Origin of the sequence: Pseudomonas viciae (assembly GCF_004786035.1) — a bacterium.
In the GTDB taxonomy this organism is placed as follows: domain Bacteria; phylum Pseudomonadota; class Gammaproteobacteria; order Pseudomonadales; family Pseudomonadaceae; genus Aquipseudomonas; species Aquipseudomonas viciae.
This window is the reverse complement of record NZ_CP035088.1, coordinates 863,366-876,259: the sequence shown is the minus strand read 5'-3', so window position 1 is coordinate 876,259 and position 12,894 is coordinate 863,366. Positions and strand designations below refer to the sequence as shown.

Genomic DNA, 12,894 nt, shown 5'->3' with positions numbered 1-12,894 from the left:
TTACAATCGATTAAAAATTAATGTTGGAGGTCATTCCCATGTTTGCAAATTTGAACGCCTACATTTGGCCAGTGTCCGCCGCTCTCGACAATTATGCATCGGTGTACAGCGGACGGTTGGCTCTTAAGCATTATCCGCCGGCAGTAATATCTAACTATTACTTTGATCCGGCAGCATCCTTTATGTACCTAATACGCACTGCCAAAATCAGCGTTCGACAAATGACATTATTGAATGCTGCGCATGTAATCCCTCGACTTGCTTCTAAGGCTGACCTCAATATCTGTAAACTGTTGATTTATATTATCTATGAAAGAAAATATTTTGGGCTCAAGCATCATCAACGTTTCCTCAGTTGGCTCTTCTACAGCTATCCCCAAAGAATGGAAATACCCCAACATATTCCTGCAATGCTCTTCAATTGATCGTACATCACCGGGAATAAAATTTGCTTGAGTTTCTGCGATCTGTCGTTCAATACTATTGATAACAATATCGTATGACTCGGAGGGAATAAAATATGCCTCAGCCGATAGGGGAAATAAAAAACCATAGTATTTGTTAGCATTGAAATCTTCTTGCCTTATACCAGAGTTTTGTCGTGCTACCAGCCCCGAAGTAAAAGCTTTGAATTCAGAGTGTTTTTGAAAATGTCGGTTGTTTTTTTCTGCCTTTACAGAATTTACATAAGTCAGTATGGCGGTTGCCGCTCCGATTGCAGCGAATGCATATGTTCCAAACCCAACGCCGATTTTGAAGATTTTTATAGGTTCTTGGAAAGCTTTTGCAGCGAAATCAAAACATCCAGGTGAGAAACAGAATTCTAGAGAGTTATTATGAGCAATTAATAGAGCCAAGAATATAGATGTGAGTGTGATTGCGCACAAAACCGTTGCAGAAAAAACGGCTATTGAAAAAATGTACTTTTTATAGTTCATGTTCAGCTTTGCTTTTTGTCGGAGTTAGCACTTTCAACTCTGTCCATATTTTTTTTGCTTCATGCTTATAAACTCTCTGCAACAGTATCAACCTATGCCGAAGGCGATGATATCGTTTCATATAAAGTGGGGTGCTGCAAAAAACATCGTAGTCCCTCATCAAAGTAGAAAGCATAGTGAGGCAGCGCCGAATATCTTTTTGGGACGGAAGGGGCAATATGGATTTTAGTTCTAGTCGATGTTTTTTATATCTGGGATGTCCTGTGCGCGCCAGCTTATTAACTCGACCAGATATGCTTTCATAACGTTTTCTATAGTCAAAGCTTGTCCTCGCATTGGGTTCTCGCGAAAGGATTTTGAGGTTGTTGACCGCAGCCCGAATCGCCCTGATCTCATCTCGCGGAAGCTGGGGGGTTTCTTTGTTAACTCTCAGCCCATGAACTTTGAAAGCGGTTGTTGAAATTGACTCTATACTTGTTTTCGCTTCGTTTACTTTAAATCCTGCATGCTCGATCATTGATACTATAGTGGATTTAGCTTTATTTAGATCTTTATCCTGTATCGCTGATGAAACAGTGATGTCATCAGTTAATCGAGTGTAACTTAGTTGTTGCCGCTCTAGCCCTTTAACGATCCGCCCTTCAGTGTCAAAAAAACACAAGTTTGCTATAAAGCTAGATGTCGGCGCCCCTTGCGGTACAACTCCCTCTCTAGTGCAAATATTTGCTAATGCTTCAGATATCTCATCAGAATAAAAAAATAATTCATTGAAGATTTTGTATACTAAATCATAGTCTATAAAGTCAAAAAATGAAGTTATATCAATTTTTAATATCGTCTTGGCTTTGCAATGTCGTTGTGCGCAGGATATATAGTCTCGTGGGTGTTCTGGATCAGAAATTGAACCGTAAAGGTACGTAGGATATCTGATTTGATTGAACAGCCTGTTTTTTATTCTGCGCTGAAATTTTCTTACGAGGGGATGAGGGTCGAAAACAACCCTATCATCTCCATTCTTTTTTTTGAGATGTAATGGCGTGTATCGATTTTTTTCTTCTAAATCTTGAATGCTCTTATACTCGGCCTCACTAAGACCTAGTGCCGCAAGCAAATTATCTATTGAAAAAATTGATTCACTAGTGGTTTTTTGGGGGGCGTATTCGTCCATGCTGCTTGATGATCCTTTGATGTATTAGTCCGCTGCCTTCTCGCGAAGGAAAAGAGCAGAGATGCGTACGTTTGAGCAACCCGAAACTGGCTTGCCTCTACCCTACGAGCGGAGCTAATCATTGAGATGGTATCGTCGGTGCGGATTGGTTCCTTGCCGCCGCCAGCCCACTTGGTAATACCTAAATCAGGCACCACCGCCGTTTCCATTTAAGGACACAGCAAGGTATCTCGGGATTTTCTGCTCAAGTGCAACATATGAGCGAAACGCTCATGCCAAATTGACATTACCGCATTCATATTCTCTGTTCAATTATCTTTTTATACCTTAAGTGAATAACAGGGCGGTTATTCCAATCATATTAGGTTTTCGGATATTTAAGAAAGTCGCCCTCCGATTCAAGCCTGTCGTCGGTCGTCTACTTTTGGCCGTTTTCTACCTTTGGCAAACGTCAGATACGGATCGGTTACTGCCGACAATGGGTCCTTCTGGGCGACATACCTCGGGAGATAATGTGCCCTCTTGCGAGCATGCCATCTCGGTTACACAACCACGGTGCGCTCAAGGGTATTCCATAACGTATTCCATCAAAAAAATCTTACAAAATTTATTATTCAAAATCAGATAGATACACGGTCAGTTCAAATTACCCCGGCCCACCATTTCATCATCTAAAGACGTCCACGGACGTCTTTTTTTGTGCCTGAAATATCTACCACAGCTGATTGGATCAAACACCAGAAGCAGATCTCACGGCTATAACCATGATCTCGACCAGCACCTCAGGCCGCGCCAGACCAGCCTGAACAGTGGCCCGTGCCGGAGCACTGTCGGTTGGCAGCCAAGCGTCCCACACCGAATTCATCAGCGCGAAATCACGATCAATGTCTTTGAGCCAGATCTGTGCGCTCAAAAGCTGGCCCTTGTTGCTGCCCGCCAGTGACAACAAGGCTTCGATCTTGGCCAGCACCTGCTGCGTCTGCTCTTCGATGCCAACCTGTAGATCAGTGGGCACCTGGCCGGAGAGGTAAAGCAGATCGCCGTAACTGACCACGCCGGAAATCCGCGCGCTGCTCTGAAAACGTTGAATCGTTGCCATCGGTTTTACTCCATGAATTGAGAAAGCTAAGGCACCGTGCCGTCGATCAACCGGACCAGACGCTGGGCACTACCGAATGCCAAGGTCATGCCCAGCGCACCCTGGCCGCAATTGACGTACAGATTGTCACAACCACTGACGGCCAGAATCGGCCGCCCGGTAGGGGTCGCCGGACGCCAACCGGTCCAGGGCTGACAATCCTCGGCATTCCATCCCTGGCCGAACAATGCCTGCGTCGAGGCTTTCAGTTGTTCGATACGCTTAACGGGAATCGACGCATCCAGCCCACACAACTCGACCATCCCGGCAACGCGCAGGCGATCACCGATCCGGGCGAACACCGTTTTACGCCGCATGTCCGTAACGCTGACCGTCGGTGCATTCATCGAGTCAGTGATCGGCAACGTAATGCTGTATCCCTTGAGCGGGTAGACCGGCATGCGCACACCGAATGCTGATAACAACCGTGCACTGTAAGCGCCAGCCGCCAGCACCACTGCCTGCGTCCCTAAGAGACCAGGGCCGTCGATGGCGTGGTGGATCTCCAACGCGGTGATGCGCCCGCGTTCACGTCGGAAAGCGGCAACCTCGCTGTCGAATAGAAAACGCACACCCTGCTTGCTCAGCAACCTTGCAAGCTCCTGACAAAGCTTGCGCCCATCGACCGCGCATTCGCTGTCGGTATGGATCGCGCCGTGAAACGCCTTCTTATAGCCCTCAAGTGCAGGTTCGATCGACACGGCTTCGGCCGGGCTCACTATTTTTTGCTGCCTGGAGCCTTGGGCGGCCTGGAATTTCACCTGCTCGCTGGCCTTGCGCAGGCTGTCAGCATCCGGGTATAGAACCAGTTTGCCGGTACGGGCGAAATCGCAGTGCACCTTTTCCTGACTGATGAAGGCGTCCAGCGCCAGCCGACTTTCATGCGCCAGTTCCAGCAACTCGACAGTGGTCTGACGCGAAATGGACGTACGGCAGGCCGCGAGAAATTCCATACACCAGCGCCATTGTTCCAAGCTCCATTGCGGCGAAAACTTCAGCGGGCCGTTGCGCTCCAGCAGCATCTTTGGAATGCCCGGCAACAGCGAGGGATCCGCCAACGGTTGCACATAGCTGTAGCTCAATTGCGCCCCATTGGCCGCACTGGCCCCCATGCCCGCCTCCCCCGCACGATCGATAACCGTGACGTTATGACCCGCTTTGTGTAAAAACCAGGCACTGCTCAAGCCAACGATTCCGGCGCCGACGACACAGATTTCCATTACGCCACCACCCTGTCCGACAGGTCCCACCCCACAGGCCGCTGTTGGTGCCAATCACTGACTTGCTGATAGGCGTGGGCGATCCGCAGGACCAGTGGTTCGGCGAAAGCACGACCGACAATCTGCATCGAGACCGGCATGCGTTGCTCGTCGAAGCCCACCGGCAGCGCCACGGAGCAGAGATTGAGCAGGTTGGCGAAACGGCCGAGCAGGGCCAGCGGCGTCCCGTACTCATCGACCTGACTCAACGGCACACTGCCAATGGCGTTGGTTGGAAACGCACAGGCATCGACATTGGACATGGCCTCGTCCATGGCTCGACGGGCAGCACGTCGCTGGTGGTGCAAATGGATATAAGCCGCCGCGTCGACGGCGCGTCCGCTCAACACCCGACGCTGCACATGAGGATCGAAGCGCAGATCATCGCGCTCGAACAGGCTGCCAAGGCTGGCATAGCCTTCGGCGCTCATAAGGCCACCGGCGACACGCATGCACTGATCCAGCGAAGTCGGTAGCGGCTGTTCGACCAGGTGCATGCCCAGTGCGGCCAATTGCTCCAGCCCCCGGTCATAGGCTGCCAATACGCCAGGCGCGATGTGTACGCGTTCGGCCTGTGGCAGCACCCAGATGCGTAGACCGGCCACCGGAAGATTCAAGCCTGCTGCGGCGCTGAAAACTGGCGATTTGGCCGAGACCGGGTCCAGCGGGTCCGGCCCCAGCAGCGCGTCAAGCATCCATGCAGCGTCTTCGACGGTGTGCGTAATCGGCCCCACCGAATCCAGCGATGGACACAACTCAATCAAACCGTGACGACTGACCAACCCACGCGTGGTTTTCAACCCAACCAGACCACACATGCCCGCAGGAATCCGCACCGAGCCGCCGGTGTCGGTGCCCAATGCCGCGCTCGCCAACCCGCCGGCCACGGCCACCGCTGAACCACTGCTGGAACCCCCTGGAGCACGATGCACGTCGCGGTCCCATGGGTTCCACGGCGTGCCCATCACGGCATTGGTGCCCCACCCGCCGAAAGCGAATTCAACGGTGTGGGTCTTGCCCATGATGATCGCCCCGGCGCGTTCCAGTCGCTGGACCGCCGTGGCGGTGAGCCGCGAGATACGCGGCGTCTGCGCCAGCGAACCACCGGTTATGGCCTTGCCGTCGATCTCGAACAAATCCTTGATCGCGATCGGAATGCCATGCAGTGGCCCCTGGTCGATACCTGCGGCCCGCTGCCGATCGGCAGCGATGGCGGCACCGAGCGCGCGCTGAGGATAGGCCTCGACATAAGCATTGAGTTGCCCGTTGAAGCGCTCGATTCGCTCCAGTTGCGCGCAGACCAGGGACTCGCTCGTGAGTGTTCCGGACTCCAGTGCTTGCCGCAACTGGCCAATGCTGTGGGCAGCGGTTCGATCCATGATGCTCATGTGTTCAACCTCGAATGGTTTTGCGTCCGCGAGAAAATCGTACTTCCAACACTCGCGACAACAGAGAAAGAGGGAAAGCGATGACGAAATAGAACAACCCCACCAACAGGAAAATGTGCATCGGCAAAAAGGACTCGGAGGCGATGGCCCTGGCCGCCAGCATCAACTCATCGGTGGCGATCAGGGCGCACAGAGAGCTGTCCTTCAGAATCGACACGTAGGCATTGAGCAACGGCGGCAACATGCCGCGAATGGCTTGCGGAAAGATCACTGCAGTGAAGGCTTGCAATGGCGTCAGGCCGGTGGCGATGGCCGCCTCACGTTGGCCTCGGTGCAAGGAATCCAGTCCTCCGCGCAGGATCTCCGCGACGTAGGCGCTGCCCTGCAACCCCAAACCGATGGCTCCGGCCCAGTAACCGGACAACGTCAGCCCGAGGCTGGGCAAGGTGAAGTACAGCGCCAGCAGCAACGCCAGAAGCGGCACCGCACGCATCCCCTGGATGAAAAACACGGCCAGACGCTTGAGCAATGCGCTGGGACTCTTCATCGCCCAGGCCAGTAACGCGCCCAACAGCGCCGCCAGGGCGAAGCCTGTCAGGGACAACTCGGCGCTGACCCGTGCGCCGAGTAGCAGGCGAGCGATCCAGTCGCTCCAGTATTCCGGGTATTGCTGGAAAAAACTGATCATCGCGCCGCCCCCAGATGACGTTCAAGTCGGATGAATCCCACGCCAATTGGCAGGATCATCGCCGCGTAGATGCACATCACCGCCAGATAAATCAGCGAGGTCTGGAACGTGGAGGTCACCAGATTGCGTGCCAGGAACATGATTTCCGGCACGGCAATGGCCGAGGCGATGGACGTATCCTTGATCAGTTGCGTGACATAGTTGGCATACGCTGGCAACGCAACGCGCAGGGCCTGGGGCAAGAGGATGTAGCGCAGGATTTGCATACGGTTCAGGCCGACGGCCTGCCCGGCTTCATGCTGGCCGACGTGCAGCGATTGCAGGCCGGCGCGGAAAGTATCGGCCAGCACTGCGCTGCCTACCAGGCTCAAACCGAAGATGGCCGCCAGCCACGCGGGCAAATTGATGCCCAGGTAGGACAGCCCAAAGTAGATCAGAAACAGGTGCGCCAGCGCAGGCACGTTGCGCATCCATTCGATGAAACAGGCAATGGCGCCGTGTACCAGTCGCGATCGGCTGAACGTCAGTAAAACCGCCAGCACCAGGCCACCGGCACTGGCCAGCACCAAGGTGCAGAGGGCAATTTCCAGCGCACTCATTGCGCCTTTCAACAGCAAGGGCAACAGCCCGAAGAAAGCTTCCAGATTCGCCATCAAGCGCTCTCCACAGCCATACGCCCAAGAAAGCTGCGGGTACGTTCGTGACAAGGGTTGTCGATGACTTGCGCCGACGGCCCCTGTTCGACAATGCGCCCACCGTCCATGAAGATCACCCGATCCGCCACATCGCGGGCAAACCGCACTTCGTGGGTGACCATGATCATGCTGCGGCCCTCTTCCGCCAGCTCGCGAATCACCGCCAACACTTCGCCCACCAACTCGGGATCCAACGCCGAGGTCGGTTCGTCGAACAGAATCACTTTCGGTTGCTGAGCCAAGGCCCGGGCGATGGCGACCCGCTGTTGCTGACCACCGGACAATTGCTCGGGATAAGACTCGGCCTTGTGCCGCAGATGGACTTTTTCCAACATCGCGTCGGCCAACTCATACGCCTGCTTGCGCGGCATACCCTGGGCCTTGATGGGACCGAGGGCGACGTTATCGCGCACGCTCAAGTGCGGCCAGAGGTAGAACAACTGGAACACCATGGCGATCTCGCGGCGCTGCGGAGCCATCTCCCGGTCACTCATCAGACGCAAACGCCTGCCGTCCTTGACCTGCCCGATCAGCTCGTCCCCCAGCCAGATCTCGCCACGGGTAGGTTTTTCCAGGTAATTGATGCAACGCAGGCAGGTGGACTTTCCAGATCCGCTCGGGCCAATCAGCGACAGGGTCTCACCGGGCTTCAACTCCAGGCTGATGCCCTTGAGCACTTCCAGATCGCCATAGTTCTTGTGTAATTCGTGCACGCGCAGCAACGCGTCGTCAGACAGGCTCGACATCTTGGCTAACCTCTTTTTGTTGTAGGCATGGCGATAAGTCGGTGCATCTGCATGAGTCCGCCCCATCGCCTCACACACTTATTTGCAGCCAGGTAACGTCCAGCCTGCAGGGCGATCGACGCCGAGCCGCAGGTCCTTGCCTTCGGGCATGAACCAGACATCCTGGGTCAGGCCGTAGCGAGCGCCGATCTTGCGCATCTCACAGTTTTTCCAGAGCGTCTGAATCTGTGCGTTGACCGCCGTCACCAGTTCCGGGCTGGCCTTGTTGAAGCCGAACACCACCTGACCCAAGCCCGTCAGCAGTGGAAAATTCGGATCGTTGTCGACAAAGGCGTTGAAATGCAGGTGCCATTGCTCATTGCGGGAAATGGCGTATTGCATGACCGGTGGATCGCCGATCACCGCATCGATACGTCCGGCGAGCAGATCGCGAACGGCCGCGTCGGACGTGTCGTACAGGGCGACTTGCAGGCCATCGATCTTGCGCATCTCAGGGATGAACGAAAAGCCGGTGATGGTCCCGACTTTCTTGCCTTGCAAATCTTTGAGGCTGTTCCAGTTGGTCTTGTCTGTCTGGGTGATGCCGTTTTTGAAGTAGTGAATAGGATCGCTCAAGGCCATGATTTTCGAGCGTTGTTCGGTCCAGCCCATGGTGCCTGCCATGACATCCACTCGTTTGGACTGCACCGACGCAATCGTCCCCGACCACTCCATCAATGCCGGCTTGACCTTGAGCCCCAGCTTTTCGGAAATTTGTTGAAGGATTTCACCGTCATAGCCGACCATCCGACTATCTTGATACCCTGTTCCTGGCATATCACCACTGAAGGCGATGGTCAGGCTTCCCGGCTCTACTGTCTGCAATGCGAACACCGGTGCCGCAGCCAGAACGCACACCAGAAAACCGGCACAAATGCCGGAAAAACGCTGAACCTTGGACGTCTTCATCGGATGCTCCTCGATAGTTTTTATTGTGGCAGCAGAACGTTTCGCATGGCGCCATCGTAGTGGGACCGGCGCTATAACTGGTTGGATGCTTTGCACGAATGATTGAATATTTGCGACATTCTGGCGGTGCAGAGAACGGGACACCCCAGGAAAGCCTCGTGGAAGGGCTCGATCATGGGCAGGCGCGTCATCCGCCCATCCGCCGCGGCACCGCCGAGCTGTCTATTGGCATCATGTTGTGGCCACGCTTCCCCTTGCTGTCACTGTCAGGACTGACCGATGCCTTGCGGCACGCCGCCGATACGGGCGATCAAAGCCGCCCCATCCGCTGCCAATGGAAAGTACTCGGCACGCCCGGGCAAAGAGTCATTTCCAGTAGCGGACTGGACGTGCCGATCGACAGTGAACTCGCTGACCCGGCGCGTTTCGACTACATCGTGGTGATTGGTGGATTGCTCGACTCCATCGAGGCGGTGCCGAAAACCTATCCCGCGTTCCTCCAACAGGCCGCGGCGGCACAGGTGCCGTTGATCGGCCTGTGCACCGGCAGCTTCGTGCTCGCGCGACATGGCCTGATGGAGGGGCGAACGGCGTGTGTCCACGCCTACCATGGCGACGACTGGAAGCGGCTGTTTCCCTCGTCGCGCTTTGTCATCAACAGGGACTTTCTGATCGACCAGGACCGGATCACCTGCGCGGGCGGTGTGTCAGTGATCGAACTGGCCCTTCATCTGATCGGCCTGCATTGCGGACCGGATCGAGCGGGCAAAGTCGTGCATCAGATGACGGTGGCGAAGAACACGTCCAACAGTTTCGTCGACCGACGCAAGGCGCTCGGCTACGCCAGCTCCTCCAACCGTCGGCTGCACGAAGCCGTGATGTTGATGGAAAAACACATGGCCCAACCCCTGGATATCGAGGCCATTGCGCATCTGGTCGGCACCAGCAAGCGGCAATTGGAACGCCTGTTTGTCGCTGAAACCAACAACAGCCCGGCCCAGTTCTACCGCCAGGTCCGACTCAGGTTCGGCAGGTGGCTGCTCGTGAGTTCCGATCGCCAGATCGGCGAGATCGCCTTTGAATGTGGCTTCGCGGATGCGCCGCATTTCATTCGGCACTTTCAGAGCATGTTTGGTATGTCGCCTGGGAAGCTACGCAAAGCCTTGATGCAACAAGAGGGGAAGTAGCCCTGCAAGTGAGTGTCCCTGATACACGGCCCAGCGCTGTGTTTTGAAGATTCGCAGTATCGATGGCATGAACCGAGCGTCAGATACCCGGCCCCATCACCCGCGCAGGCAACCTGGCCAAACGATCCCAACCGTCTGCGCTGATCTCGCTGCAGTTAAACAACGACAATGTTTGCAGCGGCAACTGCTCCAACACCGGCACCACGGCTGAAGTGATCTGCGATTCCCCAGGATCTGCCGCAAGCGTCAAATCTCGTAGTGGCATACCCGCGAGATGGGCCACTCCGACGTCTGTGAGCCAGGAACTGTCATACAAACCCAAGCGCTGCAAAGGCAAATCCCGCAAGCAAGCGAGATCGGCATCGCGCAGGTCCAGACCACTTATTTCAAGTTGCTCCAACGGTAATCCCAACTCGGCGAGCTTGCGCAAAACCTTGCCATCGACGCCGCGACAGAAACTGAGGTTCAGCCGCTTCAGCGGCAGGCCAGCCAGTTGCTTCAACTCCTTCCAAGTGGTGTCGTTCAAGGAAAGGTCCAGGGATTCCAAGTCCAAACCACGCAGGTCGCTCAAGGTATCTGCACACACGCCTTGCACATCGGAAAGCCCCAGCCGCTTCAGTGGAAAAGCGTGCAGCACATCGAGTCTTTCGATCACTTGGCGGGACGACTTGAGATCCAGATCGGCGAGCGGCATGCCTTCCAATACTTCAAGATCGTCATCAGCGATATACGAAGACTGGAGCGACAGCCGTTCGATGGGCAGCTCCCGAATCGCGTCGAGCGTGGCGTCTGTTGCGTAACAGTGATCCAGACTCAGCGCGCGCAATGCCGTCAGGCTGGAAAGCCAGGAAGGGTCCTTCAGGATTGCACTGCTCCAACCGAGGGACAGTTGTTCGAGTGGGTGATTGCGTAAGTGCGCCATCCCACGGGAAGTCAGCTCGCCGACGCGTTCTAACGTGAGTGATCGCAACTGGAGTTTCGACAAGGCGAGAAGACCGTCGTCGGTGACGTCATCGCAACGGTTCAACGACAATTCCTGCAGCGGGCTATTGCTGAGTTGCTGGAGAAAAGCGTCGTCGAAGTCTTCGCCGTAGGTGCCTAACTTGAGCCGGCGCAGTCGCTCGACTGAAGGCAGGCTGGTGGCGTTATCGTTGCGAGAAAATCCGCTGATTTCCAAGGTGTCGAGGGCCAAGCCTGGCAAGCGTTGCCACACATCCGGGCCGCAGCTGAATCTCGGGCTGTTGAGTTTCAGCGTGCGCAAGGGCAACCCAGCCAGGGCGTCACACCACTCTGGCTCGGCATTGTTCAACTCCACATGATCGACCGGCAGGTTGCGAAGCTGAGGCAGCAATGGGCCGGGGCGATTTTTATGGGCGGTGGTGTTCAGGTGAGCAATAACGACGTTAGCCGCCGGATCGCACAGGCCAGCCGCAACGCGTACACCCTCCAGTGATGCCTCTGCGGTGTCGAGCAGGTCGCGATAAAGCGCAGCACGTGCGGCGATGTCATCAGGGTTGGCCGCGAGTTGGGCGATCAGCGCGTTGCGGTCGGGAGTCTGCACGGTCTAGGAGTCTGCGAAAGGAATTGAAAGAAAATATGACCGATAGGGAAGCATAAAAAAGAGTCTTGCTGAAGAGGCTGCCACGGTTGGGTCGCGCCATATCGTTTTCACCTTCCTCGCCACGATCCCGTCTCTAGCCATGACGATGTGTCGAATGGACGGCTGGTTCGAGCCCGTTGATAGCTGCGAACCCAATGTAGGGAAATGCAGCCGCTGAAAAGCCAACGGTCCTACATGAAGCTCGGAAAGTGGCGTCTTGTAGCACTTGAGCGGGGCGGCCTATAGTTCCTCGTCGCCCAAATGGCGACTCGGGTTTGGCGACTCGATGAACGAGGTAGCTCCTTTCAACTGAATGAGGTACTACCGATGAATCGATACATGCCCATCACCGGCATCGACTGCATCCCCGCTACCCTGCTGATCGACACCGAAGCCCCCCTCGACGTCCTCTTCGAAACCGCTGATTACCGCATCCGCACCGTGACCCAACTGCTGGAAAATATCGCGTTCCGCTCGGAGATCAGTTCCGACACGCTGGTGCTTTCCGACCTTTGCAAAATGCTGACGATAGCGCTGCGCGATGGGTGTGATGTGATGGATGTGATTGGCAGGCGGTTGCGGGCGCAGGCGGTTGAATAAATGAAAACGGGCGACCTTTGGGGTCGCCCGTTTCGTTCAGGCTCCTATCAACGCACTCGCTTACTGACTACCTCGCCAGTAGCGGCATCCTCCAACCATATCTCCAATCGGCTAGGCCCCACGTACTTGGTACGGGCGATGACCTTTTGGCCTGGCTTACCCTCAAACTCCAAGTCCGCAAACATGAAGTGCAGAGGCAGCCGGTACTCCAACTGCACGGTGTAGGTTCCTGGTGTCAGCACAGCACGCTGGGGAGAGTCGTTCCTGTAATAGTAGGTGGAGAATGGGATGTTCCCGACCTTCTTGTCGTTAATCCTTATGATGTTCAGATCAGGCTCGGAATCCAAAAGATGCCGTTGTGGCCTTCCCGCATACGTATCGGTTTCCAACACGGTATAGCGAGACTCATCACCTGCCTCGCGGGACTCGACATTCGAGTAGGCAGGCATCTCTGCGCAGCCATAGAGGCTTAGGAGCATGATGAAAGCCGGCATGAACATTTTTTTCATTTACAAACTCTACCTTCGCCCAATAAAAAA

General features: G+C 55.2%; 13 protein-coding genes. 2 read left to right on the top strand and 11 right to left on the bottom strand.

All coding sequences use genetic code 11. The features are described from left to right. Positions 1-227: 227 nt before the first annotated feature. From EPZ47_RS03820 to EPZ47_RS03780, 9 genes are all read right to left on the bottom strand, one after another. On the bottom strand, positions 228-938 hold the full coding sequence (locus EPZ47_RS03820; RefSeq protein WP_135843606.1) for a retron Ec48 family effector membrane protein: 711 nt from the start codon (positions 936-938) through the stop codon (positions 228-230). Then, entirely contained in the window at positions 928-2,106 is a 1,179-nt protein-coding gene (locus tag EPZ47_RS03815; protein ID WP_135843605.1) for a reverse transcriptase family protein, read from the bottom strand. The genes EPZ47_RS03820 and EPZ47_RS03815 overlap by 11 nt, the downstream gene beginning before the upstream one ends. Before the next feature lie 730 nt (positions 2,107-2,836). Next, entirely contained in the window at positions 2,837-3,205 is a 369-nt protein-coding gene (locus EPZ47_RS03810) for a RidA family protein (RefSeq protein WP_135843604.1), read from the bottom strand. 26 nt (positions 3,206-3,231) lie between these two features. Then, the gene (locus tag EPZ47_RS03805) at positions 3,232-4,464 is read right to left on the bottom strand and encodes a D-amino acid dehydrogenase (RefSeq protein WP_135843603.1); all 1,233 of its coding nucleotides are present in this window, start codon (positions 4,462-4,464) and stop codon (positions 3,232-3,234) included. Continuing rightward, complete coding sequence (locus EPZ47_RS03800) at positions 4,464-5,891, bottom strand: amidase (RefSeq protein WP_135843602.1); 1,428 nt, start codon at positions 5,889-5,891, stop codon at positions 4,464-4,466. Before EPZ47_RS03800 ends, EPZ47_RS03805 begins: the two co-directional genes overlap by 1 nt. A 4-nt stretch (positions 5,892-5,895) precedes the next feature. Beyond that, entirely contained in the window at positions 5,896-6,579 is a 684-nt protein-coding gene (locus EPZ47_RS03795) for an amino acid ABC transporter permease (RefSeq protein ID WP_135843601.1), read from the bottom strand. After that, a complete protein-coding gene (locus tag EPZ47_RS03790; protein WP_135843600.1) occupies positions 6,576-7,232 on the bottom strand; it encodes an amino acid ABC transporter permease in 657 nt (218 codons plus the stop codon). Before EPZ47_RS03790 ends, EPZ47_RS03795 begins: the two co-directional genes overlap by 4 nt. Next, on the bottom strand, positions 7,232-8,020 hold the full coding sequence (locus EPZ47_RS03785; RefSeq protein ID WP_135843599.1) for an amino acid ABC transporter ATP-binding protein: 789 nt from the start codon (positions 8,018-8,020) through the stop codon (positions 7,232-7,234). Before EPZ47_RS03785 ends, EPZ47_RS03790 begins: the two co-directional genes overlap by 1 nt. A gap of 78 nt (positions 8,021-8,098) precedes the next feature. Continuing rightward, positions 8,099-8,968 carry a substrate-binding periplasmic protein gene (locus EPZ47_RS03780; protein ID WP_135843598.1) on the bottom strand — a complete coding sequence of 290 codons (870 nt, stop codon included), beginning with the start codon at positions 8,966-8,968 and terminating at the stop codon, positions 8,099-8,101. Between the two features lie 158 nt (positions 8,969-9,126). On the opposite strand from EPZ47_RS03780, the gene EPZ47_RS03775 reads away from it, so the two are divergent. Then, positions 9,127-10,155, top strand: a complete 1,029-nt coding sequence (locus EPZ47_RS03775; protein WP_238346709.1) for a GlxA family transcriptional regulator — start codon at positions 9,127-9,129, stop codon at positions 10,153-10,155. A gap of 79 nt (positions 10,156-10,234) precedes the next feature. Here the strand turns inward: EPZ47_RS03775 and EPZ47_RS03770 are convergent, their stop codons facing one another. Continuing rightward, complete coding sequence (locus EPZ47_RS03770; RefSeq protein WP_135843596.1) at positions 10,235-11,716, bottom strand: leucine-rich repeat domain-containing protein; 1,482 nt, start codon at positions 11,714-11,716, stop codon at positions 10,235-10,237. A 366-nt stretch (positions 11,717-12,082) separates the two neighbouring features. On the opposite strand from EPZ47_RS03770, the gene EPZ47_RS03765 reads away from it, so the two are divergent. Further along, entirely contained in the window at positions 12,083-12,355 is a 273-nt protein-coding gene (locus tag EPZ47_RS03765; protein WP_135843595.1) for a hypothetical protein, read from the top strand. A gap of 47 nt (positions 12,356-12,402) precedes the next feature. On the opposite strand, the gene EPZ47_RS03760 is transcribed toward EPZ47_RS03765, so the two are convergent. Continuing rightward, entirely contained in the window at positions 12,403-12,864 is a 462-nt protein-coding gene (locus EPZ47_RS03760; protein WP_135843594.1) for a hypothetical protein, read from the bottom strand. Positions 12,865-12,894: the final 30 nt, after the last annotated feature.

Bases quoted from the DNA above. Each gene is read 5' to 3' on its own strand.
- EPZ47_RS03820 (WP_135843606.1), bottom strand. From the start codon at position 938: ATGAACTATAAAAAGTACATTTTTTCAATAGCCGTTTTTTCTGCAACG.
- EPZ47_RS03815 (WP_135843605.1), bottom strand. From the start codon at position 2,106: ATGGACGAATACGCCCCCCAAAAAACCACTAGTGAATCAATTTTTTCA.
- EPZ47_RS03810 (WP_135843604.1), bottom strand. From the start codon at position 3,205: ATGGCAACGATTCAACGTTTTCAGAGCAGCGCGCGGATTTCCGGCGTG.
- EPZ47_RS03805 (WP_135843603.1), bottom strand. From the start codon at position 4,464: ATGGAAATCTGTGTCGTCGGCGCCGGAATCGTTGGCTTGAGCAGTGCC.
- EPZ47_RS03800 (WP_135843602.1), bottom strand. From the start codon at position 5,891: ATGAGCATCATGGATCGAACCGCTGCCCACAGCATTGGCCAGTTGCGG.
- EPZ47_RS03795 (WP_135843601.1), bottom strand. From the start codon at position 6,579: ATGATCAGTTTTTTCCAGCAATACCCGGAATACTGGAGCGACTGGATC.
- EPZ47_RS03790 (WP_135843600.1), bottom strand. From the start codon at position 7,232: ATGGCGAATCTGGAAGCTTTCTTCGGGCTGTTGCCCTTGCTGTTGAAA.
- EPZ47_RS03785 (WP_135843599.1), bottom strand. From the start codon at position 8,020: ATGTCGAGCCTGTCTGACGACGCGTTGCTGCGCGTGCACGAATTACAC.
- EPZ47_RS03780 (WP_135843598.1), bottom strand. From the start codon at position 8,968: ATGAAGACGTCCAAGGTTCAGCGTTTTTCCGGCATTTGTGCCGGTTTT.
- EPZ47_RS03765 (WP_135843595.1), top strand. From the start codon at position 12,083: ATGAATCGATACATGCCCATCACCGGCATCGACTGCATCCCCGCTACC.
- EPZ47_RS03760 (WP_135843594.1), bottom strand. From the start codon at position 12,864: ATGAAAAAAATGTTCATGCCGGCTTTCATCATGCTCCTAAGCCTCTAT.